Genomic DNA, 24353 nt, shown 5'->3' on the forward strand with positions numbered 1-24353 from the left:
GTGTCAAATGCCGGATCAATGGGATTTAAATGAGTTTTTACAAGGCACCAGCGGCGGTGCAATCAAAAATATTCCCCGTCAGGTGAGCCGTGTAATTGAGGCTCTGGAGAACACCGCGTCCGGTGATACCGTCGGGATAATCAATGACAGAGACCGCACCATTCCCCTGCTTAAACCGCCAAAAAGCCTCGGGTCCTAAGCCCAACACTTGACAGAGCAGAGCTTTATTGATCGCATCGTGGGCCGCTACTAAGGTAAGTCCGTTTACTTGCTGGAGGATCGCCGCCCAAGCTTGCGCCGAACGTGCCCAAATCTCTTGCAGACTCTCGCCAGCGGGCATCTGGACGGTCTCGGGTTGCTGGTTCCACACGGCAAGGAGACCGGGGTACTCGGCTTCCACCTCTGGGTGATATTTCCCTTCCCAAGTACCGTGGGCAATCTCCTGGAGGTCGTCCAGGATGGTCAAGGCCAAGTGGGGTTGGTGGGCGAGCAGGGCTTGGGCAGTCGTGTAGGCGCGTTGGAGGGGACTGACAAAAACCTGGGTAAAGGCGAGGTCCTTGAGGAGAGCCACCGTCTTCTGCGCTTGGTCTACGCCTGTGGCGTTGAGTGGGATATCCAGTTGACCCTGGAAACGGCCCGTCCGATTCCAGTCCGTCTCCCCATGGCGAATCAAAAGTAGACGAGTTACCCCTGGTTTGGGGGTGAAATTGGGGGTTTCGGTGAGGTGGGCGGTCTGGTTGAGGGATTCCAGTTGGACTTGGCCCTGGTCATCAAAGTTGAGGACACTGATCCCGCCGTTGTTCTGACCCAAAGCCCGGTAGCCCATGGGACCTAAACCAAGGGCCGTACTGATTAAAGCTTGGTTAATGGCGTTATGCGCCACCACCAAAACACAGTGACCAGGACTCGCCAGGATGACCTCCCAAGCAGCGCGGGCCTCCGCCCACAATTCCACCACTGGATAACGACCAGCAATCTCAAACTCCGCTGGGTTAAGGCGATAAATCTGATGTTCTTGGGGAAAGCGTTGAGCCACTTCCTGAGCCGTCATCCCTTCCCAACGCGGGAGGTCAATCTCTTGGAGCGTCGCAAGCAAGGTAGGCGGGATGGGCGTAATCAGTGTGCAGGTATGCCGCGCCCGGTTCAGTGGACTGCTGAAAACTTGGTCAAACTGCACTGCCCCGAGGACTGTGCCACAACGACGGGCCTGCTCTATCCCTAATTCCGTCAAAACCGACTCGTCCGCGCGGCCTTGAATCCAACCTTTCACATTCCAACTACTCTGTCCATGACGGACCAAAACCACCCGTTTTGCCAGTGTCCTACTCCCTTGCCCCTGCGTATGATACCGCAAGAGGACCCAGCAGAAGAGCGGGGACAGGGGCTAGTAAATAGTAGGGAGTCAAGATAGACCGTGGTTAGTAAGGAGTGGTCAGTGACAGCTAAAGTTCTTATTCTTGCTCCTCCTACCCTGCTTGCGGGGGAGGGGGCTGGGGGGTGGCTTTTGCGCTACGCTAATGGATGTCGCCTAGGAACCGCGCTGTGTCGCCCCTCCTGCCTTTCCACTAGCAGCCCTGACTTTTGATAACCAATAACCCTAGGGAGGTGGACCATGGCTGACCCGTTGATGATTGCCAAGCTGACCAATATCAAGCAGACCTACGAAGAACTGACCCAAAAATTGACCGACCCCAGCGTCCTCGAAGACCCCAAAGAGTCCTATCGCGTCGCCAAAGCACGGGCGGACCTAGAGACCCTGGTGGATAAGTATGACCTCTGGGCGCAGTACCAAGAAGAACTCAAGGGTGCCCAATCGGTGCTGCGCGATGAGAACGACACCGACCTGCGCGAACTTGCCGAAATGGAGATTACCGACCTCGGAGCTAAGATTCGTCAGCTAGAACAGGACCTTACCCTCCTCTTGTTGCCCCAGGACCCCAACGACGAAAAGAACATCATGCTTGAAGTCCGAGCCGGGACGGGCGGCGATGAGGCGGCGATTTTTGTGGGCGACCTGCTCAGGATGTACACCCGTTATGCTGACCGCTTGGGCTGGCAAGTCAAACTCGTCAGTGAGTCCTTAGCGGAAATGGGCGGCTTCAAAGAAGTCATCGTGGAGATCAAAGGAGCACGGGTCTACTCGCGCCTGAAGTTTGAGTCCGGGGTCCACCGCGTCCAACGGGTGCCCGTCACCGAGACCCAGGGCCGGGTCCACACCTCCACCGCCACGGTTGCAATCATGCCAGAAGTGGAAGCCGTGGACGTGACGATTAACCCCAACGACATCGAGATCACCACGGCGCGTTCCGGTGGGGCCGGGGGCCAGAACGTCAACAAAGTAGAAACCGCCGTCCACTTAGTCCACAAACCGACCGGCTTACACATCCACTGCACCGAAGAACGTTCCCAGTTGCAGAACAAAGAACGGGCGATGCAGATCCTACGGGCGAAACTCTACGAGATGAAACTCCGGGCCCAACAGGAAGAGGTATCTTCCCTGCGTCGCTCACAAGTCGGCTCCGGGGACCGCTCCGAGAAGATCCGCACCTACAACTACAAGGACAACCGACTGACGGAACACCGTCTAGGTCAGAACTTCTCCCTCACTCCGGTTATGGAAGGCGATATTGAGGAATTGATCCAGTCCTGTATCGCTGCCGACCAGAAGCTCCAACTTGATGCCCTGGCCCAGTCCCGTAACTAGACTCGGGGTAACCACTCTAGTAAGTAGCGGTTCACTAACTCTGGGCGTTCATCGTGGGGGCAATGACCGGCTGGGATTGTAAAGAGTTGCGCCTGGGGATAGGCCGTGCGGAACTGCTCACCGCGACTGAGAGCCAGCAGGGGGTCCCATTCACCCCAGAGCAATAAAAGGGGCCGCCGCAGTTGGGCCAAAAGCGCATCGGCATAACGGCTCGGGTCTGCCTGGAAGGCCGAGCGAAAGACCTGAAAAGCCCCCGGTTCACAGGAAGGGCGATGGATATCCTCAACTAGTTGTTCGGTCACCGCACTGGGATCATGGTAGACCTTGAGTAGGGTCCGCCGGATAAATGAAGGTTGGCGCATCAGGTGGAACAGTAGCCGACTCACCACGGGATGACGGCACATATTTTTCCCAATCTGAGCAAAGAACTGTTTCCAGGAGTCCGGGCAGTAGTCCTCAGCAAAAAAACCCGCACTGTTGACTAGCACCAAGCCCTCTACCCACTCCGGGTAATCCGCCGCCAGAATTAAAGCTGCATACCCACCCAGAGAATGGCCCACTACTACTGCTGGCCCACCAATTATTTGCTCACAAAATTCCCGGAGTTGGTCGCGCCATAATTCGCCGTTGTAGACCAAGTTAGGCTTAGCCGAGCGTCCAAAACCCAGGAGGTCTAGGGCAAAGACCGGGCGGTGAAGGGCGAGTTCGGTAATATTTTTTTGCCAGTGACTGCTGGACACGCCACAGCCATGGATAAGCAGGATAGGCGTACCTGAGTGCTCCAAGCCCGCTTGTAGATAGTGGATGTGATGACCCTGCCAAGTCCAGTTTTGGGCTGGTGTAACCGTGGGGCGAGGTAAGGTTAGAGCCATTGACCGTCTTGTAATTGAACTTAATCTGTCTTAAATCTAAGGACGGGCTCGGGTTAGTGCCTTGCTCTTGGGGAGGAACTAGCAGCAGTGGTTCTTCATCCAAGGGACTAGGGAACATCTAGGGGTTTAGGCCATCTTGGATAAGATGTGCTTTGGATTTATCCGTGTCCATCCGTCCGGCCTTGGCTTTATTGCTGGTCTGTCTGGGGAGTGCCCCCGCGACTGCTCAGATTTTTAACAATCTGCTTAGTCCTGTACTAGAGATCTGGGTGCGCTCTCAGGTCCAACAGGTCGAGGACCTGCGCGTGACTGTGCGCGGTCCCGACCGTGAGATTGCCAACGGACGGATTCAAGGCATCACTTTTAACGGACGCAACGTCCTCTACAAAGGCATCTCCGCGAGCCAAGTGAATCTAAGCGGTACCAATATTGCCCTTAACACTGCCGGAGCCTTGCGCGGCGAGGGCCTCAAGTTATTGCAGCCCGTGCGCACTGACCTCAGCTTACGCCTGACCCAACAGGACGTGAATGCCTATCTCGACTCTCCTGGTTTCCAAGAACAGATCCGGGACCTCTCCGTGCCATTACCCGCTACCCTCGGTGGCACGGGGCAATCCGTCCCTCTAGAGATCCGCCAACCCGATGCCCGTCTCGAACCGGGCCGTTTCGTGCTCATGGCCACCCTGCGCGTCAACCAGGGTGAACCGACGCGGACCCAACTGACCACGGGCATAGAACTGGTCTCCCCCAGACAATTGCGCTTGGTAAACCCCCGACTCCTGAGTTCCGGCGAACAGGTCTCTATCCCCGCCTTGGCTGGCCTCACCATCAATCTAGGCTCCGAAATGGAAGCCCGACGCATTGAGATCCAATCTGGCCTCCTTTTCCTTGAAGGGAGCTTCCGACTTGAGACCTAAGCGGATAAATTACGCCCTAACCGGCTAAAACGACTCGGCTACTAGCCTCTGCTGCCGCACTACCGGCGTGGACTATCTTCAGCCTGAAATGGGGCTGAGTACACTGTCCCGGCCCGAACGTTAAAATAAAAGCAGGACCCACTGGGGTAGTCATTAGGGAGCAGACGGGTGAATCAGGCGGAACCAGTGAATGGCTACAGTACCAAGCCCGGCTGGGAGCAATTGGGGGAGGTGCTCGCCCAACGTCGTCACCAACGACATCTCGTCTTATTGCAGGACTTCCCGGACCCGGATGCACTCTCAGCGGCCTGGGCTTGGCGATTGATCTGCCAGCCTTTTGAGATCACTGTGGATATTGTTTACGCCGGAGCTTTGAGCCATCAGGAGAACGTGGCCTTGGTCAAACTCACCAACCTCCCGCTCCAGCGTTGGCAAAAAGTCCAGGGCCAGTTGGGGAACTACCAAGGTGCTGTCCTACTCGATAGTCAGGGCACGACTTGTCAGGGCTTATCTACAATTCAACAGGCTAAAATTCCTCTCGTGGCGATTGTGGACCACCATCAACCCCAGGAAGATTTAACGGCAGAATTTGTAGATATCCGCCCGCAACAGGGAGCCACCGCCACGATGATTACCCAGTATCTCCTCAGTGGCGGGCTTGTCACCCTCAACAACCAGCACGCTGAACATATTAAAGTTGCCACTGCCTTGATGCACGGGATTCGTTCGGAGACTTTAAATTTACTCTCAGCTAATGAGGATGATTTTCTTGCCGCCGCCTACCTAAGTCGATTTTATGACAACAAACTACTACAAACCATCCTTCAAACTTCTCGTTCACGCCAGGTGATGGAAGTCATTGAACGAGCCTTGGCAAACCGTGAAGTGATCAATAGTTTCTCTGTCGCTGGCGTTGGTTATCTGGCCTACACCGACCGTGATGCGATTCCCCAAGCGGCGGATTTTCTGTTGACAGAGGAGAATGTCCATACCGCCTTAGTCTTTGGGATCATTAGCGGGGAGGACGAGCGTGAGGTGCTAACAGGTTCACTGCGGACCAATAAGTTGACCCTCGATCCCGATGAATTCCTCAAACAAACTCTAGGACAGGATGCTCAAGGAAGGTATTTCGGCGGGGGTAGGCAACGGGCTGGGGGATTTGAGATCCCAATTGGGTTCTTGACAGGTTCGATTGAGGACAGTGAATATAGCTTGCATAAGTGGCAAGTATACGAGTTGCAGATCAAGCAGAAACTCGCTCGATTCATCCAGCCCGACATGGATAATAAAAAGAACAAGAGTAACGCTGAAAAAAGCAGTCTATTTAGTTACTGACGCCCTGTTTCAGCTAGGCACCCTTCCTTAGCAAAGCCCGGTTAAACTGTTCTCCGAATAGAAGAGCGGCGGCACTGAGTTGTAGCCACAGGAGTAGGATAATCGCTGCCCCAATGCTGCCGTAGGTCTGGTTGTAATCGCTGAAGTTCTGGATATAGAACTTGAACACTGCTGAAACACCCAACCACAAGACACTGGCAAGGAGGGCACCGGGCCAGAGTGGAGTTGCCGGGTCACGCCGGGTCGGGCCGAAACGATAGAGCAGGGCACAGGCACCAATAATTAAAAGTAACGCTAAGGGCCATTGTAACCCCTCCCATAAAGTCAGTAATAAGGTGCTCTCTGGGAGACGATTACTCACCCAGGTCAGCACAGCACTCCCCAGGAATAACGTCAAACAGGCCGCCACTACCAGTAAAACCGTCCCGAACAACAGGGCAACTGCCACCAACCGGAGCAACCAAAAGGGCCGCCGTTCGTTGGGCGGGACTTCATGGGTGATATCTAAGGACTCCATCGCCGTCACCACCGCCCCGGAAGCAGCAAAGATACTACCCAGCAGACTCAGGGAGAATAGATTTCCTTCCTCGCTGTAAGCTACTTGACGCAGGGGGGCACGCAGGATTTCCATAACTTCTTGGGGCACAAAACGGCCCAGGTTAGTGATCAACCACTCGAAGGTCTCCCCAGCCGACCCACCAAACAGCCCAATCGCCGTCACGAGGACTAGCATTGTCGGCAGCAGTGCCAACATCAAGTTAAAAGCCATCTCCGCCGCTAAGTTGGGTAGACGGTCATCCACCGCCCGCCGGAACGCAATTACCAGAGACTCCATCAGGCACCCCGTACTTATCCTCTTATCTAAAGTGGTCTGAACCCTAAGCACGTCTATCCTGGGTTGAAAACTTATATTTGTTACAATAGATGAAGCGTGGGGATGAGCCTCCCAATCCGCCAATAATCTTACCCAATTCAATTCCTGCTGCTGGGTTGTACCCATTGGAGTCCTATGGCTACCTTTATTCCGGCCCCGACGCGGCCTATGCTCTGGCAACCGCAACAAGCTCTTTTTACCCCGGCGGCTCTCGCTGAGCCCGGGGGCCAACGTATCCTCAAACGGGTCCAGCAACTCCATATCCCCGTGGTCGAACTTCCTCGTAATCGGCTTACAGGCTTACAAGGTGACGACGACCAAGCTACCTACCGCCAAGCCAAGCGGACCCTGGCGGTGGTGACGGCTCCGCCCGGTGACTTCAAACTCAGTCCGATCCCGCCCTCGGCTGATTGGCAGTTTCACTTAGCCCAGGGTTGCCCTGCCCATTGTCAATACTGTTATCTCGCTGGAAGTTTGTCGGGACCGCCGGTGATCCGGGCTTACGCCAACTTGCCCCAGCTCCTAGAAAACCTCAAAAGTTACGAACGACCCGGACAAGGGACCAGTTTTGAGGTCAGTTGTTACACCGATCCCCTGGGGATTGAGCATCTGACGGGGAGTCTTGCCGAATGTATCCGTTACTTTGGGACGCGCCCGGATGGTCATTTACGTTGGGTCTCGAAGTTCGATGCAGTGGCAGATTTATTGGACCTCCCCCACAACGGGCGGACTCGCTGCCGTATGAGTGTCAATGCCCTGACCATCTCTCGTCAATATGAGGGCGGCACTGCGTCGGTCCCCGCTCGACTAAATGCTTTACGCCGTCTGGCTTTATCCCCGGCTCAGGGCGGTGGGGGGTATCCGGTAGGGCTGGTAATTGCCCCGATTATGCCCGGTCCTGACTGGCCTACTCACTACGGGGAGCTATTGGACCTTGTGGCCCAGAGCCTAGATTTTGATTGTGACCTGACTTTTGAACTGATTTCTCACCGTTTTACCCCCGGCTCTAAGGAGGTCCTCCAGAGTTGGTATCCCCAGACGACCCTAGACCTAGATGAGACGACCCGGACTACCAAGCGTAATAAGTTCGGTGGACTCAAGTACGTCTATCCAAAAGACGTGATGCGTGAATTGCGTTGCTATTTCGAGACTGAAATTGCCCGCCGTTTTCCCAAAGCTCAAGTCTTGTATTGGACTTAGGGGTGACGTAGCTGCCGCCTTGCCACCGCTAGGGTGAAAAAGTCGCGATGGATGACCGATGAAATACGATGAATTCCTAGCTCAGGTGCGGCGGCGGGCAGATTTGGACCATCAAGAGGCAGTCTACGCGGTTCAGGCGGTCCTGGAGACTTTGAGTGAACACATGGCGGGGCGTGAGCCGCACAATCTCGCCTCCCAACTGCCTTTGGAGATCTCCCAATATCTCCACCATGACCCGGGGGAGCGGGCTGAGGCGCGTGGGGAACGGTTTTCGCTCACTGAGTTTTATGGGCGGGTCCGTGACCGTGAACAAGTTGACCTTGAGAAGGCCCAACATCATGCTCAAATCGTCATTGAGGTTTTGACGGAGGCGGTGACAGAGGGCCTGATGCGCGGGGTCCGTGCCCAGTTCCCGGCTGAGTATGAGGCTCTTTTTAAAGCTCCTGTGCGTTAAAACGAGAGATCTCCCTAAATCCCCCTTTTCAAGAGGGGCTAAGGGGGGCCTCTTATGCCTTGGTCCCCCACCACGCCTGTGCCCAGTAGGGTATGGGGCGGAGGGGCCTGTTAGGAAGCTTTAATGAAGATCATCAAGTGTTGGTAGGGTAAAAAGTCTTTGGTTTCCTGCCAGACTAGTCCGGCGGCAGTTAGTTCTAGGCGGACTTGCTGTTGGGTCATTTTGTGGACGGGCTTGATGGGGACATTGGCGTCTTCAGCACGGTATTCGATGAGAACGACCCGTCCACCCGGTTTGAGGGATTTGACGATGGCGGACATCATCTCTTTGGGGTAGGAGAACTCGTGGTAGGTATCCACCATCAAAACTAGGTCCACGGGTTCGGGGAGTTTGGGGTCGGTGATGGTGCCGAGGACAGCTTGGACATTGGTAATCTTGCGGTCTTGGGCCAACCCAGTCAGGACGCGGACCATTTCGGGTTGGACATCCACGGCGAGGACCCGGCCTTGGGGGACTAGGGGGCTGAGTCGAAAACTGAAGTAGCCTGTACCTGCACCAATATCGGCAACGACAGCATCGGGTTTGAGGCCCAAGCTCTGGACAACACGGTCGGGTTGCTCGGTCACTTCACGGCTGGGCCGCTCCAGCCAAGCCGCACCGTCAAAGCCCATAACGTTGGCAATCTCGCGGCCCATGTAAAATTTACCAATTCCGTCGGGGTCGTGGAGCGTCCGCTCTTCGTAAGTGGTATTGGTGGTCTGCGCTAGGGGAGCTTGGGCACAGGAGTTTAAGCCCAGGGTCAACAGCAATAGATAGGGCAGCGTGTTCTTCATATTTTTATTTTATCCGGGCAAAAGATCGCACCAGAGACAAAATCAAGCGATGCACAACTGACACTTGGAGTTGGTACACTTTAATCAAGGGGAACCCGTGATCTCCTTGCCGGGCTGAAAAAGGGGTTCCCCCCTATTTTCGGGTCTTCCCTGGTATAGCGTTCCCCTATTTTTCCCGAATTCCCTAACTAGACTCGGCATTGGGGAAGCAGTGTAAATGTAGGGGTGTCAATACTTTGAAGACTTCAGCCCGTGCATAGCCCTGAGGTCCACCCCAACTCCGCGCTTGAGTATCAAAAAAATCTTTGTACTCAGCCCACTGTGACCCGAACTGACTGTGGTGACATTGGATCGCTTGGAGCTTCTGTTCCCAAACTGTGCTCACGTCCACCGTGGTATTGGGCCGCGCACTGAAGAAGAAACCGATGGCGCAGACGCGGTGCGGCGGTAGGCTAGAGGGCGCGATCCGGGGCGTACTAGCGAACATAACCGCTTGGGCTGCCATCAGGCCCGTTACGGGATGGTCGTTGTGGGCTTCGTAGGGCAACCAAGGGTCCACGGTCAACACTAGGTCTGGTTGGTACTGACGGATGTAGTTGATTAATGTATCGCGGAGGGTCAGGCTAGGACTGAGATAGCCGTCTTGATAATCTAACCAAACTAATTCAGCGGGGACACCAAGGACATCGAGTGCTTTTTGCTGTTCCCCACGGCGTAATAATTTCAATTGATTGGGGTCTTGGTCCGGGTCATCACTGCCAGCGGTCCCATCGGTCACAGTCAAATAGATGACCTCAGCCCCCCGCTCCACCAACCGTGCCAAGGTCCCGCCGGCTCCAATGTCCGCATCATCTGGGTGGGGTTGGATACAGAGGACACGGCGCGACTCCAGTAGGTCAGGGATCATCAACACGGGCGGTACCGAAAACTGCACTCATTATTAGGACGAATACTACACGGGACTATTGAGTACGCCCCACAGTTCGCGTAGGCCCTTAGTGATGCGGCGCGAGACGGTCATGGGCGAGAGACCCAGGCGACGGGCGGTCTCGGTTTGGGTCAAGTCCTGGAAAAAGACAAACTCGATAATCTGCCGGGTGGAATCCTCAAGGTGGGTGAGGGCCTGTTGTAGCCGTAAACGGTCTTCTTCAGCGAGACAAAAACTCTGGTAAGAATAGTCGGGGAGGAGGTCGCCTAGACAGAAAGTCGCGTCTTCCTGAAGATTCACCGGGGCATCTAGACTGAGGGGGAGGCGGTTGGAACGCGCCAGCTTCACCTGTCGCCACTCTTCAAAAGAGATCTCCAGTAGGTCCGCTAGTTCTTTTTCACCGGGAGTCCGGCCCAATGCCTGGGTCGCTTCTTGACCGGCGCGACGACCGCGACGGGCTAATTCCTGGAGCCGACGGGGGATACGGACGGCTGAACTGCGGTCGCGTAAATAATGCTGCATCTCGCCCCGGATGTAGGGGACTGCGAAGGAACTAAAAGAATGGCCCCGGCTTACATCGAAGCGTTCGACTGCTCGGATTAGGCCCAAACATCCCACTTGAACTAGATCTTCATAGGGTTCACCACAGCGGCGGGAGACTTGGTGGGCTACTTTGCGGACTAGGCCCACATTGCGCCGGACTAGTTCGTTCCGTAGGCGAACCGAGGGCTTTTCGCGATAAGCTTGAAGCAGTTCTAGACTTTCAACTTTCTCACCTTGGGCATACACCATGATCCTCTCCCCCCGTGTTCAATGTGTACTTAACCAAGCCCTGACTTAGTCTCGCTTGATCATCATGATGTCCAATTAAAGAATCAGTCACAAGGGGTATTTATAAAGATGTTGTGATATTACGGACCCACTTTTTGAACCATTTGAGCTGTAACAGCGAAACTACTAGGAGAGTCCCCGGAATCACCGATAGAGGTTTAGCTCCAAACGGGGCATCATAGGGAGAAAATAGGCATGTGTCGGCATGAACAATAACAACCTACCCGCCCCAGTCCCAGCGCGTGGTGACACCGGACGTACCCCCGGTGGATTACCCGCGCTCTCCGGCACTCGTCGGTCGCTGGCAACCCGTTCCGCCGTCACGCCTTTTCGCGAAAAACTGGTCCGCTTGAGTGTTGTTACGGATGAGGTTTACCAGAAGGCCCTGGAAGAACGCAAGAACACCCATGAACGCCATGCTCGCTCCTTAGTAGAGATTTTAGAGGAGTTGACGGGGAACTCCCTGCCGCCTGAACTAGTGCAGGAATACAAAGAACAGCAACTTATGGAGCTCCAGTTGCTCTACGGGATTGAGTCCGTGGATGTGCAGCAGGACCGCTCCCTCTTTGATACCCAGCAGGTGCGCCACCTGTTGAGTGACTTGGGGATGCCTCTGGAGTTGTGTACTCGTTATCGGCTCTTGCCCATCCAGCAGGTCGAGTCCACAATGATTGTGGCAATGGTGGACCCGGAGAACCTTGAAGCCCTAGACGACCTCAACCGCCGGGTCAAGAGCCGGAGTCTGACCCTCCAACGCATTGCCATTACCCCAGAGGACTACCAAGTTTTCCTGGCTAAGTGTCTGGACTCCCAAGCCGTGGACCTCCCCACCGAAGTCCTGCCCGAGTCCGCCCAGGAAGTCGTGGAGTATATCGAGGGGCTTAATGATGAGACGCTTTTAGAAAGCGCGGATGAGTCAACCCAGGACCTCGCGGAAGTGGCTCGGGCAGCGGAAGACGCGCCGATTGTCAAACTCTCCAACTCAATTTTGCTCAGGGCTATCGAGCAGAAGGTTTCTGATATTCACATTGAGCCTCAGGAAGAAGAACTGCGGATTCGTTTTCGTAAGGATGGAGTGCTGCGTGAAGCCCCTCAGGGGATGGGCCGACTCCCGAAAAAAATTATTCCCGCCCTAGTCTCGCGCTTCAAGATCATGTCTGATTTGAATATCGCGGAACGTCGGCAACCTCAAGACGGACGTATCCGCCGGGTTTACCAGAACCGGACGATTGACTTTCGCGTGAGTACTCTGCCCTCTCGGTATGGCGAAAAGATTGTCCTGCGCCTGCTGGATAACTCCTCAACCAAGCTGGGGCTAGACCAACTGATTACGGACCCCGATACCCTGGCGATTGTGCGTGATATGGTCGCCAAACCCTATGGACTGATCCTGGTCACGGGACCGACGGGCTCTGGGAAGACGACGACCCTCTACTCGGCTCTAGCGGAGCGCAACGAGCCAGGCGTCAACATCACCACAGCGGAGGACCCGATTGAATACACGCTAGCGGGAATCTCCCAGGTCCAGGTCATCCGCGATAAGGGCATGGACTTTGCACGCATCCTGCGGGCCTTTTTGCGCCAAGATCCAGACATCATGCTAGTGGGGGAGACCCGTGACCTAGAGACGGCAAAATGTGCGGTGGAAGCGGCCCTCACCGGGCACTTAGTCTTGACGACCCTACACACCAACGACGCGCCTGGGGCGATTGTTCGCCTGTCGGAGATGGGCGTAGAGCCCTTCATGGTCTCCAGTTCCTTGATTGGGATTGTGGCCCAGCGGTTGATGCGGAAGGTCTGCGCGGAGTGCAAAGAGTCCTACAACCCCGACCCCGATCGTTTACGCCAGTTTGGGTTGGTCTCAGCCCGTGAAAGCGAAGTGATCTTCCACCGGGCCCGCACCTTTAGCCCCCAGCAGGTCGAGGAACGCCGTCAAAAAAATGAACCGATTTGTGGCACTTGTAATGGGGTGGGTTACAAGGGCCGGATTGGGGTCTACGAGGTGATGCGCGTGACGAACAAGCTGCGCGACATGATTAACCGGGAGGCTGATACGGAACTCTTACGGGAAACGGCAGTCGAAGAGGGCATGAACACCCTGTTGATGTATTCCTTGAACCTAGTCCGCCGGGGTCAGACCACCTTGGAGGAAGTGGAGCGCGTCACGCTGTCAGATTCAGGGCTGGAGGCGGGCAAACGCCGGGTCCTGGTCTGCCGGACCTGTGAGGCGGAGTTACACCCCGAGTGGATTGACTGTCCCTATTGCACGACCCCTAGGATCAAAACCTGAACCTCACCCTGGAGCGATGATGACGACGACTTTGATGATTGAAGACCTGTTGCAAGAAGTAGTAGACCGCAGTGGTTCAGACCTGCACATCGCCGCCGGGTTGCCTCCCTGTATCCGGGCGGGCGGGAAACTAAACTACCTCGGCAAAGATTCCCTCTCCGCTGAAGATACCCAGCGCATGATCTTCTCGATGCTCAACAATAACCAGCGCAAACACCTGGAACAGAACTGGGAACTGGACTGTTCCTACGGCGTCGTCGGTCTAGGGCGGTTTCGAGTCAATGTCTACAAGGATAAAGGCTCCTACGCCGCCGCCCTGCGCTCCTTGAGCAGTAAAATTCCGACGATGGAGCAGCTAAACCTGCCGCCCATTATGCGAGAGATTGCTGATAAGCCCCGGGGTCTAGTACTGGTGACGGGACCAACAGGTTCGGGGAAGACGACGACCCTCGCCGCGATGATGGACTACATCAACACGACTAAAGCTGAACATATCATCACCGTAGAGGACCCGATTGAGTACATCTATAAGCCTGTTAAGTCTTTCATTAACCAGCGACAAATCGGGGAGGACACCAAGAGTTTCGCCAATGCCCTACGCGCCGCCATGCGCGAGGACCCCGATGTGATCTTGGTGGGGGAGATGCGTGACCTAGAGACCATCCAACTAGCGATTACCGCAGCGGAGACGGGCCACTTAGTCTTTGGTACGCTCCACACCAGCAGTGCCGCCCAGACCGTAGACCGGATGGTGGATGTATTCCCGCCGATCCAGCAACAGCAGATCCGTGTCCAACTCTCAAGCTCGCTGGTGGCGGTCTTCTCGCAAACTTTGGTCGCTCGCAAGGACCCCAAGCCCGGTGTGGGTTCGCGTTGTCTGGCCCAAGAGATCATGATTGTCACTCCGGCCATCGCCAACTTGATCCGCGAGGGAAAAACTGCCCAAATGTATTCAGCGATCCAGACCGGAGGCCAGTACTCAATGCGGACGATGGAGATGGCCCTGCGCGACCTATATCTCAATGACAGCATCAGTTTCGACCAAGCCATGACCAAGACTTCCCGCCCTGAGGAGTTGTTGCGGATGATTGGCGGTCCTCCAGCCGCTAAACCGGGTATTCCGCCTACGGGTCCCGCCCGCACCGCTCAAACCATTGTCCCCGGTCGCCGTCCTTAACTCCCCCTAACCCAACGAGGTTCTCCCCCATGGCTCAGTTCAAGTACAAAGTCCGCAATGTCCAAGGTGTTGCCGTCGAGAAGACCGTCGAGGCCCGCGATGCGACAGTCCTCAGGAGTAGCCTACGCGAACAGGGCTATTACGTCCTCCAGATCCAGGAAGTCAAGGGCGGGTTACTGAGCCGGGACTTTGACCTGACTAGTATCAACAACGCCTTGACCCCGATTAAAATCCGTGACAAGTCAATTTTCTCGCGTCAGTTCTCGGCCTTGATCAACGCGGGGGTAAACCTTGTCCGTGCCCTCTCGGTCCTCCAGGAACAGACCAAGAACGTCCAGATGGCAAAATTTATCGAACGCATCCGCTTGGATGTCGAGCAGGGTAGTTCCCTGGCTGATGCAATGCGTAAACACCCCAAGGCTTTTGATAATCTCTACGTCGCCATGGTCCAAGCCGGAGAAGTGGGGGGTTGTCTCGATGAGGTCCTTGAGCGACTGAGTAAACTCCTAGAAGACCAGGACCGCCTCAACCGCCAAATCAAAGCTGCCCTGTCCTACCCGACCACGGTGCTATTTTTGGCGGTGGGCTTGTTCTTGGCGATGGTGACCTTTATCCTGCCAGTATTCCGGGGGATCTTTAAGCAGTTGGGCGGCGAATTGCCTGCTTTCACGCTCTTCATGCTGGGGATCAGTGACGCGCTGCAATCGGTAGTGGGCTGGATTTTACTTTTTGTGATTGGTGGCGGGACGATTTTTGGCTACCGCTACATTTACAAGACACGGGCGGGTCGTGAGGTCATTGACCGGATCAAACTCAAAATCCCGCTCTTCGGGGACCTGATTCAGAAGTCGTCCGTGGCTCGTTTCTGTCGGACTTTTGGAGCTTTGACCCGCTCGGGGGTACCGATTTTGACCTCCCTAGAGATCGTCCGTGACACCTCTGGCAACCAAGTCATCGCTAACGCTGTGGATAAGGCCCGCGCTGCGATCCGTGAGGGCGGTCAGATTGCCGTCACTATTCAAAAAGAACAGGTCTTCCCGCCCATGGCGACCCAGATGATGAGCGTCGGCGAGGAGACCGGGGAGCTCGACACCATGCTGTTTAAAGTGGCGGAATACTACGAGATGGAAGTGGAGCTCTCCGTCAAGGCCCTGACCAGTCTGCTCGAACCGATCATGATTGTCGTCCTCGGCGGGATGGTCGGCTCCGTCATCCTTTCAATGTACCTGCCTATGTTCACCATCTTTGACCAAGTGCGTTAGGCAATTACTCCAGATCCCGACTGAAGGGCACGAGTTCGCCCTGGGTCGTCAGTCCTAGTAGGATCAGCTCTTGGGGGCGCAATAAGCGGCCTGTCAGGGCACAACGTTGTTCCTGTTGGGCCACCGCCGGGATACTCACCCGAATATCCGCTAAACCCAAGGGAGCTAAATTCGACCGCTGCCGTACGTATTCCCATAGGATGTCTCGGATCAATGCCTGATAGCCCTGGTTATTAGAAAGCTCCTTGAGTCTTTCTTTGAGTCCGCGTTCGAGGCGGATGCTAGTGACTTCCATCTCAGTAGTCGGGGTCCTTGGGCTGACGGTCATGTAGCGGCTCCTGTGGAATTTCGTAATATGCATTGTAGTATACGCTGGGCGTCGCCTCCGGGATGATCAGTTATGCTATTTAGATAAGGGCTAGCTATGGCTGGACAGTTGAGTTGATACAACGGCCTACCCCCTAGGGATACCCGTCATGAATTATTTAACACTGTGGATGGTCAAGTCCTGCGATTATCTTCCGGCTGGGGTTGGAGGCCAGTTTTTGGGGTAGACCCTAGACTAAAAAACTTAAGGAGAATTCCTTGGCGGCGGCTGATTGTCTGATGCTGACTGGGTTTCAGTCCTCAGGATACTTTAATATCTCAGAATGAAGGGATGTGCTTTACTGAAAGTATCCCACCAAGCAAGTCCATGCTCACGAAACAAGTCATTCTGCTGCTCACGGTTTTGTTTATTCCCACCTTGTTTTATTTCGCGACCAAGGAAGGGTTTTATAACACCAGCCAGTACACGGGCAATGGCTCCGCCCACGGTACCACTGAGGAGTAAACCCTCACGAGAGTTCCGGTTTTTGACCTGGAGCATGATATGGCTTCTGCCCGCCGTCTCCCTTTCCATCATCCCGTAGCTTGGTTGGTCGCTACTCTATTGCTGAGTAGTGGGTTGTATTGGGGCAGTAGTGCCCTCATCCCTAATCTGAATCCTCAGCAACCCTTAGTCCAGGAAGCCCAACAGCGATTAAAACTCTATCTAGCCGACTATGCTCAGCAACTCAATAGCTATAATGCGGCACTCCAGGCCGGGGATGGACCGGCCCTGGCCCGGACTGATACTTTCTTGGGGGGACAGCGGCAACAGTTCGCCCTAGTTCTCGGTGGATATCTAGCGGTGTTGGCGAAACTGCCCCCCTCAGAACCCTTGGTCGTCAAGTTACAAGCCCTCGCCCCGGATGCGCAGTTTCAGTTTGCCTACACGAGCTTGGGTCCGCAGGGTAGCCTGATCCAAGTCAGCGTTACGGAGAATGAGTTCGACGTGCGTCATCTCGCTCTCTGGCAACGCGGGGAGCGCGTCTTGGCCCTCAACAACTACGAGACCGAATGGCAAGCCCAAGTCAATGCGGTACGCTACTTCACCCGTAATAAGCAACGGTTTCTCATTGCCAAGGGTCAGACCCGGCAACTGGAAGACACCGCTCCCTTCCTCAAGGTCTACCAGGAAGTCGGTGCGGACTTACTCGATAAGACCGCCGACTATTTACCCCTAGAATTACTGGATACTTTTGGTACTGGGGAGTTCTTGGGCCAGACCGCTAACCTCAAGCTGGATACGGTATTGCTGGACCCCGAGCGAATCATGGCGGCCTGTGACAGTTGTGGTCTCGTCAGTCAGCGTGCCCTCTGGCAGTGGACGGACCAGGGCTACCAACTGGTGGACCGCCAGATCCTTAACCAACCCGAGAATGCTCTCTACGCCGCCCTCGTCACCCTAGTCAAACAACAAGCTGCCCCAGCTTGGACCCGCGCCTTCCTCACGTCCCGGGTCCGGGCGATGCTGCAACAGGCCCCCAGTTTCGAGGCACCCCGCTACACTCCGCTCGAACAAGGGCTAGCAGTAACCGATACCCAGCCCTGGCAAGAAAAAGGGTTCCAGTATACCGTGGAAGGTCCCTTTCAATTTAAAGTCCAGGTGCGCCAAGACCCGCAGGGCCAGTGGCAGACTATCCAGATCCGGGACCTCAAACGGCAGGCTCCGGGCTGGTCCATTCCCTACACCCGGCAACCCTTGGCGAGTTAATGCGGCTTCTTTTTAACGGCAGTTACTTACAACTTCCCCAGACGGGGATCGCTACTTATTGCCGAAATTTATTGATGCAGTGGCAGAACAAGCCGGAATTAGTCGCCTACTTACCCCCAGCGTGGGCGGGGACGCTTGGTTTCCGAGCGATTCCACAGACGAATCATCTAACGCGCCTATTGTGGAATCAGTGGCACTGGAACCGCATGGCAGGGCGGGGGGACGTGGTTTTTCAGCCAGTGCCTGAGGGCGGCTGGGCTAGGGGTCCTCAGGTGAGTGTAGCCCATGATGTCATCCCTCTGCACTACCCGGAACTCTACCCGCGCAAGGTAGCGTACTTCCGTTACTGGGTACCGCTGTCCCTGCGTTCGGCTCGGCAGATTATCTGTATTTCCCAGCAGACCCAACGGGACTTAGTGACTTTTTATAACTTGTCCCCTGAGAAGATAACGGTCATTCCCTTGGCCTGTGACCGGACCCACTTCATACCCGGTCCTAAGGCTACCCGAACGCCCTACCTGTTGTACCTGGGTGCCCACGAGCCCCACAAAAATCTTGTGACGCTCCTTGATAGTTTCCGGGCATTGAGTCAAACTTGGGCGGGATCGCTCTGGGTGGGGGGTCGTTTTGACCCGCGTTACACCCCGCAATTGCAAGCACGGGTGGCGGACTTGGGGGCCAGGGTGCGCTGGTTGGGTTATGTGCCCTACGCGGACCTACCGGGACTCTATCAAAGCGCGACAGCGTTTGTTTTTCCCAGTCTCTACGAAGGATTTGGTCTGCCCGTCCTGGAAGCGATGGCCTGTGGTACGCCCGTGGTCAGTGCTCATACTTCCTCCCTGCCCGAAGTAGGCGGACAGGCGGTGGCCTATTTTGAACCGCGTTCGGTGGCAGAACTAATGGGCGTTCTGGAGCGGGTGGTGGGGGACGCTGGGTACCGAGACCATTTGCGGAACCAGGGTTTGGCTCGCGCTGCTCAGTTCGACTGGTCAATCACGGCGGCGAAAACCTGGGCGGTTTGTCAAGCGGTCGCAGAGAAGTAGTTGTACTCCATGTACCGCGCCGTAGTCTGCGCCTGTGCTTCCCCCAAGAGCCGACCTACTAAATAGAGCGAAGCATCCAAACCCGCCGAAACCCCAGCCGAAGTAATAATCTGCCCATTGTCCACCCAACGTTCACCGGGCAAAATCTGGGTGTCTGGGGCGAGGGCTTGGAGATAGTCCAGGGCCAAATGGTGGGTCGTCGCCTGTAAACCCGTTAATAATCCGGCTTTAGCTAGCAAAAGTGAGCCCGTACAGACCGAGAGGATGATTTCAACTTGGGGGGCTATCTGCTGGAGCCAGTCCAGAATCGTGGGGTTATTCACCAGTTGGCGGGTACCGTATCCGCCAGGGATGACGAGGATATCCAGGGCCGGACAGTCCGAGAAGGAATACTGGGGGTTCACACTCAAACCATTACGCGCCAGCACGGGACGCAACTGCTCAGCCACCGTGAAGACCTGAAGGGGCGGCTTATCCCAGCCCACCCCCGCTACCCCAAAAGCCTCGAAGGGACCCGCAAAGTCCAAGACCTCGACCGCATCAAAAATAAAAACCCCGACTTGACGGGTAGCCATTAGGTCGCCAGGGACAATTGCAGAGCCAGACGGCGGAGTTGACCGCGTAGACTCACATCAATAATCTGGTCGCCAAATTTCACTACCAAGCCGCCCAACAACTCGGGGTCAATCCGCGTCTGTAACTGGATGTCTGTGGATTTTGTCAAGATGATGAGACGGGCCTTGAGTTGAGCTTCCTGGGCGGGGGTGAGGGCGACCGCTGAAGTGACCTCCGCTAGGGCCGTCTTCTTGAGATCCAGCAACAGGCGACGGAAAGCTTGACAGACCTCAACGAGGAACATACTGCGCCGGCGGTCCACCAGTAAGTTGATAAAGTTCATGGTGAAAGGATGGAGATCAGCCCCGAAAGCCTGTTGGAGGACCGCTTTTTTGGGGAGGATCTTGATTACCGGGCTAGCAAGTAGGTCCCGAAAAGAACGATTACGGGTCAATACCGCCTCCACGAGGTCCAAGTCTGCGCCGAAGCGGTCCAAGCTGTTTTCCTGTCTACCCAGGTCAATCAGGGCCTCGGCGTAGCGTTGGGCTACTCGTTGGGCGAGTTTACTGTCCTGCACGGTCTAACCTCCCTTCAAGTAGGGAGAGTCCCTGGTCAATTAAACGGCCTTGGGCTTCGTCGTTGAGCATAGCGGGTAAGTCCGTCTCTACTTTTTGGAAGGTGCGCTCTAGGGTCAAGCGGCGCAACTGAGCCACCACCCGTGCCCGGTCACTGTCGAGTTCACGCTGGGAGTCTTGGCGCATCTGGAGGATCTCGCGGTCCACTTGCTCCAGGATCTGGGTGCGGACCCGCTTGGCATTAGTGAGGGCATTGTTGCGAATGCTGACCGCCTCACTCTCGGCTTGGGCCAAATTCTTCTTCTGTTCGACTAAGGCGGCTTCAGCCTGTTTACGGCGGGTCTCCACCTCAGTAATTTCATTCTCGACCGCCTGACGACGGTCATTGAGGAGCTTGGTCAAAATCCCGCGACCCAGGTAAAACAGTAGGCCAGCAATGATGGCGAAGTTGAGGAGGTTCTTCTCCGCAATGAACTCCAGGAATCCGCCCTCAGCTTCCGCCTCCGCTGTCTCCGCCGCTAGCAACCAAAGATTCAACCACATCGCGTCTACCTATCGGGGGCTAGTCGCCAACAACTTGGCGGTGATCTGGGCACTCAACTTGACCACTTCCTGCTGCAATCCAGCGAGAGCCGTTTCCTTGGCTGCTTGGACCTCAAGGCGCGATTGCTCCAGACGGGCAGCAGCCTCCTGTTGGACTTCCGCAAGCTTCTGGGTGCGGATGGTCATGGCCTCAGCCTCAGCCTTGGCAATGATCTCCTGCGCTTCCCGGCGGGTGTCCACCAATTCGGCTTCGTACTGGTCCGCGAGTCGCTTGGCCTCAGCCAACCGTTGCTGGGCTTCATTGCGGTTGGTCAAGATGTAATTCTCGCGCTCCTCCGTCACCCGTTGGATGGGTTTGAGGAGGATGACATTGATGATGATGACAAAAACAAAAAAGTTAATGGCCTGAAAAAACAAGGTCCCATTAACACACAACAGACCACTTGGGCAAAGCGGACCGCGAGGGTAGACAGCCTCCCCCACGGTTTCCGCCGCCAGCAGCAAGAATCCTTCCAGTACCATTTGCTGCTCCTACGGTGTCTAGTTCGGACCCAGCATGGAGCTGATGGTACCAGGGAAGACGAACAAGAGGATCAAAGAAACCACTAGACCGTAGATGGTCAAGGGCTCCATAAACGCGAGGGAGAGCAGCAGGGTACCCCGGATCTTACCTTCAGCTTCCGGCTGACGGGCGATCCCTTCGAGGGCACTACCCGCAGCATTCCCTTGACCTAGGCCAGGACCAATGGAGGCCAGACCCACCGCCAGACCCGCACCGATCACTGTACTTGCAATTGCGATTTCCATGGATGCACTTCTCCGGGTTTGTGGTGTGTGAAGGTTGGACTCCCTCATTTAATCATGATGGGGTTCAACCGCGTGATGACCTTCTTCAATGGCCTCACCGATGTAAGAAGCGGTAAGGGTGGCGAAGATCAAAGCTTGGATGGCACTGGTAAACAAAAACAGCACCATCAGGGGAATCGGCACGAAGAAAGGCACGAGTAAGATTAGCACGGCGACGACCAGTTCTTCAGCCAAGATATTCCCGAAAAGCCGGAAGGTCAGCGACATGATCCGCGCAAACACCTCCAGCACTTTGAGGGGTAAAAATAGCGGGTTAGGCATGATGAAAAACTTGAAAAAGCTAATCCCCGCTGTCTTGAAGCCCGCAAAGAAGAAGGCAAGAATTGCGATTAGGGCCAGCCCCAGGGTGGTGTTGATGTCGTTGGAGGGGGTGAGGATCTCAGCCTCCGGTAGAGGAATCAGACGGGCCGGGATTTGCCCCAACCAGTTCGCCGCCAAGACAAAGAGGAAGATACCGGAGATGAGCGGCACATAGGGCTTGTAGTCCTTGGCCCCAATCTGCTCACGGGCGATATTGGCAGTAAAACTAGTGCCGTACTCCAAGAAACCCTGGAGTCCACTGGGGACGCGCTCTAGTTTACGAGTGCCCAGCCAGCCGATGATGATGATGATGCTCATCGCTAACCAAGTGGCAACGATGGTCTCGCCATGAATGGTGGCACCCGCGATATTCCAGTCCCAGTGCTTGCCTACTTCTAGGGAGGCCAGGGGTGTAAAGGAGAGGGAGAGGTTCAGCATGGTTTTTGTCCCGACGGTTAACGAACGGTGTCTTGGTACATATCTCGAAAGACATCCACCAAAATGGCAACTTTGAAAGTCATGAAGCCAAGAAACGTAGGGACCACTTCTAACATCTCAAGTTTGATGGAGATGATAAAAGCTAGGACTACCAAGGGGAAGCGGAGGTTGGCAAAACGGTAAGGCTGCTTGCCCATACCCGCCACGGTCTTGCCTAATAAATGGAAGTACAACATCCCAGTGCCAGCCCCCAGGAGGTAACTCAAGGCGGTGTTGAACGAGTAGAACAGATAGGTACTGACGAAAACGATAGCGACCAAGCCCGCGCCCAACTGCTGCAACCGCCTTTGCAGGGCGTAATACTCTGCCATGGCGTTGCTCGTTTGCTCTCGTTCTGTTTGCAACATGCCCGCACAAGCTTAATTCGTTTTTAAGATATCACAGGTTGCTGAAACATTCTGTAATAGTTTCTAGCTAGTGGGGGACGGGGGGACCACGGGCGTTAGGATGGTCATTATTCTGTCACCTGCTGCTGATGTATCCTACCGATGACCTGCGTATCCAATGGACTAGGGTGGTCCATCCCCCGGCCTTTTTGCAGGAGGAGTTCCCGGTGAGTGAACGGGCTTCAGAGACAGTCCATCGTACCCGCAGTAGTATTCGTGCGATCTTGGCAGGGCGGGATGACCGGCTCTTAGTCGTAGTCGGTCCCTGCTCGATCCATGACCCCGTTGCCGCCCGTGAGTATGGGGCGCGGTTGGCGGGTTTGGTCACGCATTTGGCGGACCAGCTATGTATCGTGATGCGGGTCTATTTTGAGAAACCCCGGACGACGGTGGGTTGGAAGGGGCTAATTAATGACCCCTATCTGGATGGCAGTTTTAAGATTAACGATGGCCTGCGTCTGGCTCGCCACCTCTTGATGGATCTAGCGGAACTAGGGGTCCCGGCGGGTACGGAATTCCTGGATCTCATCACTCCACAGTATTTGGCGGACCTAGTGAGTTGGGGGGCGGTGGGCGCACGGACGACCGAGAGTCAAGCCCACCGGGAATTGGCCTCGGGCCTCTCCTGTCCGGTTGGTTTTAAGAATGGGACTTCGGGGAACTTACAGATTGCGATTGATGCGGTCCAAGCCGCAACCCATCCCCATACCTTTCTCTCGCACTCCAAGCAGGGCCAGTCAGCTATTTTTGCAACCACAGGCAACCCAGACTGTCACATTATTTTGCGGGGCGGGCGCGGGACGACTAATTACAGCCTGGAACATATTGCCCAAGCTACTGCCCAACTGGAGAAAGCAGGGCTGGCTGGGCGAGTGATGGTGGACTGTAGCCACGCCAACAGTGGGAAGGACCATACTCGTCAACCTACGGTATTGAGGGAATTAGCCCAACAGATTGGGGCGGGGGAACGGCGGATTTTGGGGTTGATGTTGGAGAGTCATCTCATTGCGGGTCGTCAAGAAATCCAGTCTGACCAAGCTCTGTGTTATGGGCAGAGTATCACCGATGCCTGTATTGGCTGGGCGGAAACCGAGTTTCTACTTAAGGAACTAGCCCAAGCGGTCCAACAACGGCAACGACAAGGTATGGCAGTCCATGGCTAGACAAACGACCCAGCGATTGGTTTTCGGGGGGTTGTGGCTCGCCTTGGGGATCTATGCGTTTGGGTTCGCACCCCCGGAACGCACGGATACTTTTAGTTTGATGATGCAAATTATCCAGGGTGGACCGGGGATCAACCCAATTCTCGCCAGCGTTTTTAATCTGTTGGGGGTTCTACCTTTAATCTGTGGTTGTTTCTTGATCCCGGCGGACCATGGGCGTAAATTCCCCGCCGGGGTGATTGTCGCTTTGATGATGGCGGTGGGGGGCTTCGCGTTGCTGCCTTACCTCGCGTTTCGTCCGACCCAACGGATTGCCGTCAGCCGGATTCCCTGGTGGGTGAAGCTCTTTGATTCGCGCTGGCTGGCCTTGGTCTTAGCGGGGGCGACGGTCTGGTTAATCGTCAGCGGGTCGGGGGGCGATTGGGGGGCTTATTGGGCGCAGTGGCGGCAGGAACGGTTCGTCAATGTGATGACGTTGGATTTCTTATTAGTGACAGGCCTCTTGTCTGTCTTGGTGCGCTACGATTTGGCCCGTCGTCGTCTCAAGGTCCGTCCATGGTTGTGGATTGGTTTTATTCCGTTGTTTGGACCCCTGGCCTACTTAATTTTCCGGCCTAGCCTGCAACCGACGGCGGGCTAAAGCCCCTATCCCGATAGAGTTACTGGGGT

The 24353-nt window shown here is 55.4% G+C and carries 27 protein-coding genes; 13 read left to right on the forward strand and 14 right to left on the reverse strand.

Annotation, left to right across the window (positions count from 1 at the left end; genetic code table 11):
* Positions 1-37 precede the first annotated feature (37 nt).
* Entirely contained in the window at positions 38-1306 is a 1269-nt protein-coding gene (locus tag HFM78_RS06005) for a histidine phosphatase family protein (protein ID WP_287128519.1), read from the reverse strand.
* Positions 1307-1612: 306 nt separating this feature from the next.
* Here HFM78_RS06005 and prfA point away from each other — a divergent pair, with 306 nt between their 5' ends.
* Complete coding sequence (gene prfA / locus HFM78_RS06010; protein ID WP_287128520.1) at positions 1613-2704, forward strand: peptide chain release factor 1; 1092 nt, start codon at positions 1613-1615, stop codon at positions 2702-2704.
* On the opposite strand, the gene HFM78_RS06015 is transcribed toward prfA, so the two are convergent.
* Positions 2701-3576, reverse strand: coding sequence for an alpha/beta fold hydrolase (locus tag HFM78_RS06015; protein ID WP_287128521.1), 876 nt, complete (start codon positions 3574-3576; stop codon positions 2701-2703). The two genes, prfA and HFM78_RS06015, sit on opposite strands and share 4 nt — an antisense overlap.
* Positions 3577-3740: 164 nt before the next feature.
* Here HFM78_RS06015 and HFM78_RS06020 point away from each other — a divergent pair, with 164 nt between their 5' ends.
* Positions 3741-4493: a DUF2993 domain-containing protein gene (locus HFM78_RS06020; RefSeq protein ID WP_287128522.1), complete on the forward strand. Its 753-nt coding sequence runs from the start codon at positions 3741-3743 to the stop codon at positions 4491-4493.
* A 168-nt stretch (positions 4494-4661) separates the two neighbouring features.
* Positions 4662-5828 carry a bifunctional oligoribonuclease/PAP phosphatase NrnA gene (locus HFM78_RS06025; protein ID WP_287128523.1) on the forward strand — a complete coding sequence of 389 codons (1167 nt, stop codon included), beginning with the start codon at positions 4662-4664 and terminating at the stop codon, positions 5826-5828.
* A gap of 13 nt (positions 5829-5841) precedes the next feature.
* Here the strand turns inward: HFM78_RS06025 and HFM78_RS06030 are convergent, their stop codons facing one another.
* The gene (locus HFM78_RS06030; protein ID WP_287128524.1) at positions 5842-6663 is read right to left on the reverse strand and encodes a YihY/virulence factor BrkB family protein; all 822 of its coding nucleotides are present in this window, start codon (positions 6661-6663) and stop codon (positions 5842-5844) included.
* A gap of 174 nt (positions 6664-6837) precedes the next feature.
* Between HFM78_RS06030 and HFM78_RS06035 the strand changes: the two genes are divergently transcribed.
* A complete protein-coding gene (locus tag HFM78_RS06035) occupies positions 6838-7902 on the forward strand; it encodes a spore photoproduct lyase family protein (protein ID WP_287128525.1) in 1065 nt (354 codons plus the stop codon).
* 58 nt (positions 7903-7960) lie between these two features.
* Positions 7961-8356 (forward strand): DUF2267 domain-containing protein, encoded by a 396-nt coding sequence (locus HFM78_RS06040; protein ID WP_287128526.1) that lies wholly within the window; start codon positions 7961-7963, stop codon positions 8354-8356.
* 110 nt (positions 8357-8466) lie between these two features.
* Here the strand turns inward: HFM78_RS06040 and HFM78_RS06045 are convergent, their stop codons facing one another.
* From HFM78_RS06045 to HFM78_RS06055, 3 genes are all read right to left on the reverse strand, one after another.
* Positions 8467-9189, reverse strand: a complete 723-nt coding sequence (locus tag HFM78_RS06045; protein WP_287128527.1) for a class I SAM-dependent methyltransferase — start codon at positions 9187-9189, stop codon at positions 8467-8469.
* Between the two features lie 184 nt (positions 9190-9373).
* Positions 9374-10096 (reverse strand): PIG-L deacetylase family protein, encoded by a 723-nt coding sequence (locus HFM78_RS06050; RefSeq protein ID WP_287128567.1) that lies wholly within the window; start codon positions 10094-10096, stop codon positions 9374-9376.
* Positions 10097-10141: 45 nt separating this feature from the next.
* Complete coding sequence (locus tag HFM78_RS06055; RefSeq protein WP_287128528.1) at positions 10142-10909, reverse strand: RNA polymerase sigma factor SigF; 768 nt, start codon at positions 10907-10909, stop codon at positions 10142-10144.
* A gap of 244 nt (positions 10910-11153) precedes the next feature.
* Between HFM78_RS06055 and HFM78_RS06060 the strand changes: the two genes are divergently transcribed.
* From HFM78_RS06060 to HFM78_RS06070, 3 genes are read left to right on the forward strand one after another with little or no spacing between them, the layout of a single operon-like run.
* Positions 11154-13238: a GspE/PulE family protein gene (locus tag HFM78_RS06060; RefSeq protein WP_287128529.1), complete on the forward strand. Its 2085-nt coding sequence runs from the start codon at positions 11154-11156 to the stop codon at positions 13236-13238.
* 19 nt (positions 13239-13257) lie between these two features.
* Positions 13258-14415, forward strand: a complete 1158-nt coding sequence (locus HFM78_RS06065) for a type IV pilus twitching motility protein PilT (RefSeq protein WP_396032919.1) — start codon at positions 13258-13260, stop codon at positions 14413-14415.
* 29 nt (positions 14416-14444) lie between these two features.
* Positions 14445-15677 carry a type II secretion system F family protein gene (locus HFM78_RS06070; protein ID WP_287128531.1) on the forward strand — a complete coding sequence of 411 codons (1233 nt, stop codon included), beginning with the start codon at positions 14445-14447 and terminating at the stop codon, positions 15675-15677.
* A 4-nt stretch (positions 15678-15681) separates the two neighbouring features.
* Here HFM78_RS06070 and HFM78_RS06075 read toward each other — a convergent pair whose 3' ends face one another.
* On the reverse strand, positions 15682-16005 hold the full coding sequence (locus HFM78_RS06075) for a hypothetical protein (protein WP_287128532.1): 324 nt from the start codon (positions 16003-16005) through the stop codon (positions 15682-15684).
* A gap of 366 nt (positions 16006-16371) precedes the next feature.
* Between HFM78_RS06075 and HFM78_RS06080 the strand changes: the two genes are divergently transcribed.
* From HFM78_RS06080 to HFM78_RS06090, 3 genes are read left to right on the forward strand one after another with little or no spacing between them, the layout of a single operon-like run.
* On the forward strand, positions 16372-16509 hold the full coding sequence (locus tag HFM78_RS06080; RefSeq protein ID WP_287128533.1) for a hypothetical protein: 138 nt from the start codon (positions 16372-16374) through the stop codon (positions 16507-16509).
* 39 nt (positions 16510-16548) lie between these two features.
* Complete coding sequence (locus HFM78_RS06085) at positions 16549-17754, forward strand: hypothetical protein (protein ID WP_287128534.1); 1206 nt, start codon at positions 16549-16551, stop codon at positions 17752-17754.
* The gene (locus HFM78_RS06090) at positions 17754-18797 is read left to right on the forward strand and encodes a glycosyltransferase family 1 protein (protein WP_287128535.1); all 1044 of its coding nucleotides are present in this window, start codon (positions 17754-17756) and stop codon (positions 18795-18797) included. Before HFM78_RS06085 ends, HFM78_RS06090 begins: the two co-directional genes overlap by 1 nt.
* On the opposite strand, the gene HFM78_RS06095 is transcribed toward HFM78_RS06090, so the two are convergent.
* The 7 genes from HFM78_RS06095 to HFM78_RS06125 are packed head-to-tail and all read right to left on the reverse strand — an operon-like array spanning position 18776 to position 22482.
* On the reverse strand, positions 18776-19372 hold the full coding sequence (locus HFM78_RS06095; protein ID WP_287128536.1) for a DJ-1/PfpI family protein: 597 nt from the start codon (positions 19370-19372) through the stop codon (positions 18776-18778). The genes HFM78_RS06090 and HFM78_RS06095 overlap by 22 nt on opposite strands.
* The gene (atpH, locus tag HFM78_RS06100) at positions 19372-19929 is read right to left on the reverse strand and encodes an ATP synthase F1 subunit delta (protein ID WP_287128537.1); all 558 of its coding nucleotides are present in this window, start codon (positions 19927-19929) and stop codon (positions 19372-19374) included. The genes HFM78_RS06095 and atpH overlap by 1 nt, the downstream gene beginning before the upstream one ends.
* Positions 19916-20470 (reverse strand): F0F1 ATP synthase subunit B, encoded by a 555-nt coding sequence (locus tag HFM78_RS06105; RefSeq protein WP_287128538.1) that lies wholly within the window; start codon positions 20468-20470, stop codon positions 19916-19918. The genes atpH and HFM78_RS06105 overlap by 14 nt, the downstream gene beginning before the upstream one ends.
* Positions 20471-20479: 9 nt before the next feature.
* On the reverse strand, positions 20480-20992 hold the full coding sequence (locus tag HFM78_RS06110) for a F0F1 ATP synthase subunit B' (RefSeq protein ID WP_287128539.1): 513 nt from the start codon (positions 20990-20992) through the stop codon (positions 20480-20482).
* A gap of 18 nt (positions 20993-21010) precedes the next feature.
* Entirely contained in the window at positions 21011-21277 is a 267-nt protein-coding gene (atpE, locus tag HFM78_RS06115; RefSeq protein WP_287128540.1) for an ATP synthase F0 subunit C, read from the reverse strand.
* A gap of 48 nt (positions 21278-21325) precedes the next feature.
* The gene (atpB, locus tag HFM78_RS06120; RefSeq protein WP_287128541.1) at positions 21326-22075 is read right to left on the reverse strand and encodes a F0F1 ATP synthase subunit A; all 750 of its coding nucleotides are present in this window, start codon (positions 22073-22075) and stop codon (positions 21326-21328) included.
* A 17-nt stretch (positions 22076-22092) separates the two neighbouring features.
* Positions 22093-22482, reverse strand: coding sequence for an ATP synthase subunit I (locus HFM78_RS06125; protein ID WP_287128542.1), 390 nt, complete (start codon positions 22480-22482; stop codon positions 22093-22095).
* A gap of 125 nt (positions 22483-22607) precedes the next feature.
* Between HFM78_RS06125 and HFM78_RS06130 the strand changes: the two genes are divergently transcribed.
* Both HFM78_RS06130 and HFM78_RS06135 read left to right on the forward strand, forming a co-directional pair.
* Complete coding sequence (locus HFM78_RS06130) at positions 22608-23684, forward strand: 3-deoxy-7-phosphoheptulonate synthase (protein WP_396032921.1); 1077 nt, start codon at positions 22608-22610, stop codon at positions 23682-23684.
* A complete protein-coding gene (locus HFM78_RS06135; protein WP_287128544.1) occupies positions 23677-24324 on the forward strand; it encodes a hypothetical protein in 648 nt (215 codons plus the stop codon). The genes HFM78_RS06130 and HFM78_RS06135 overlap by 8 nt, the downstream gene beginning before the upstream one ends.
* Positions 24325-24353 lie beyond the last annotated feature (29 nt).

Source organism: Candidatus Cyanaurora vandensis, from assembly GCF_013285555.1.
Classification (GTDB): domain Bacteria; phylum Cyanobacteriota; class Cyanobacteriia; order Gloeobacterales; family Anthocerotibacteraceae; genus Cyanaurora; species Cyanaurora vandensis.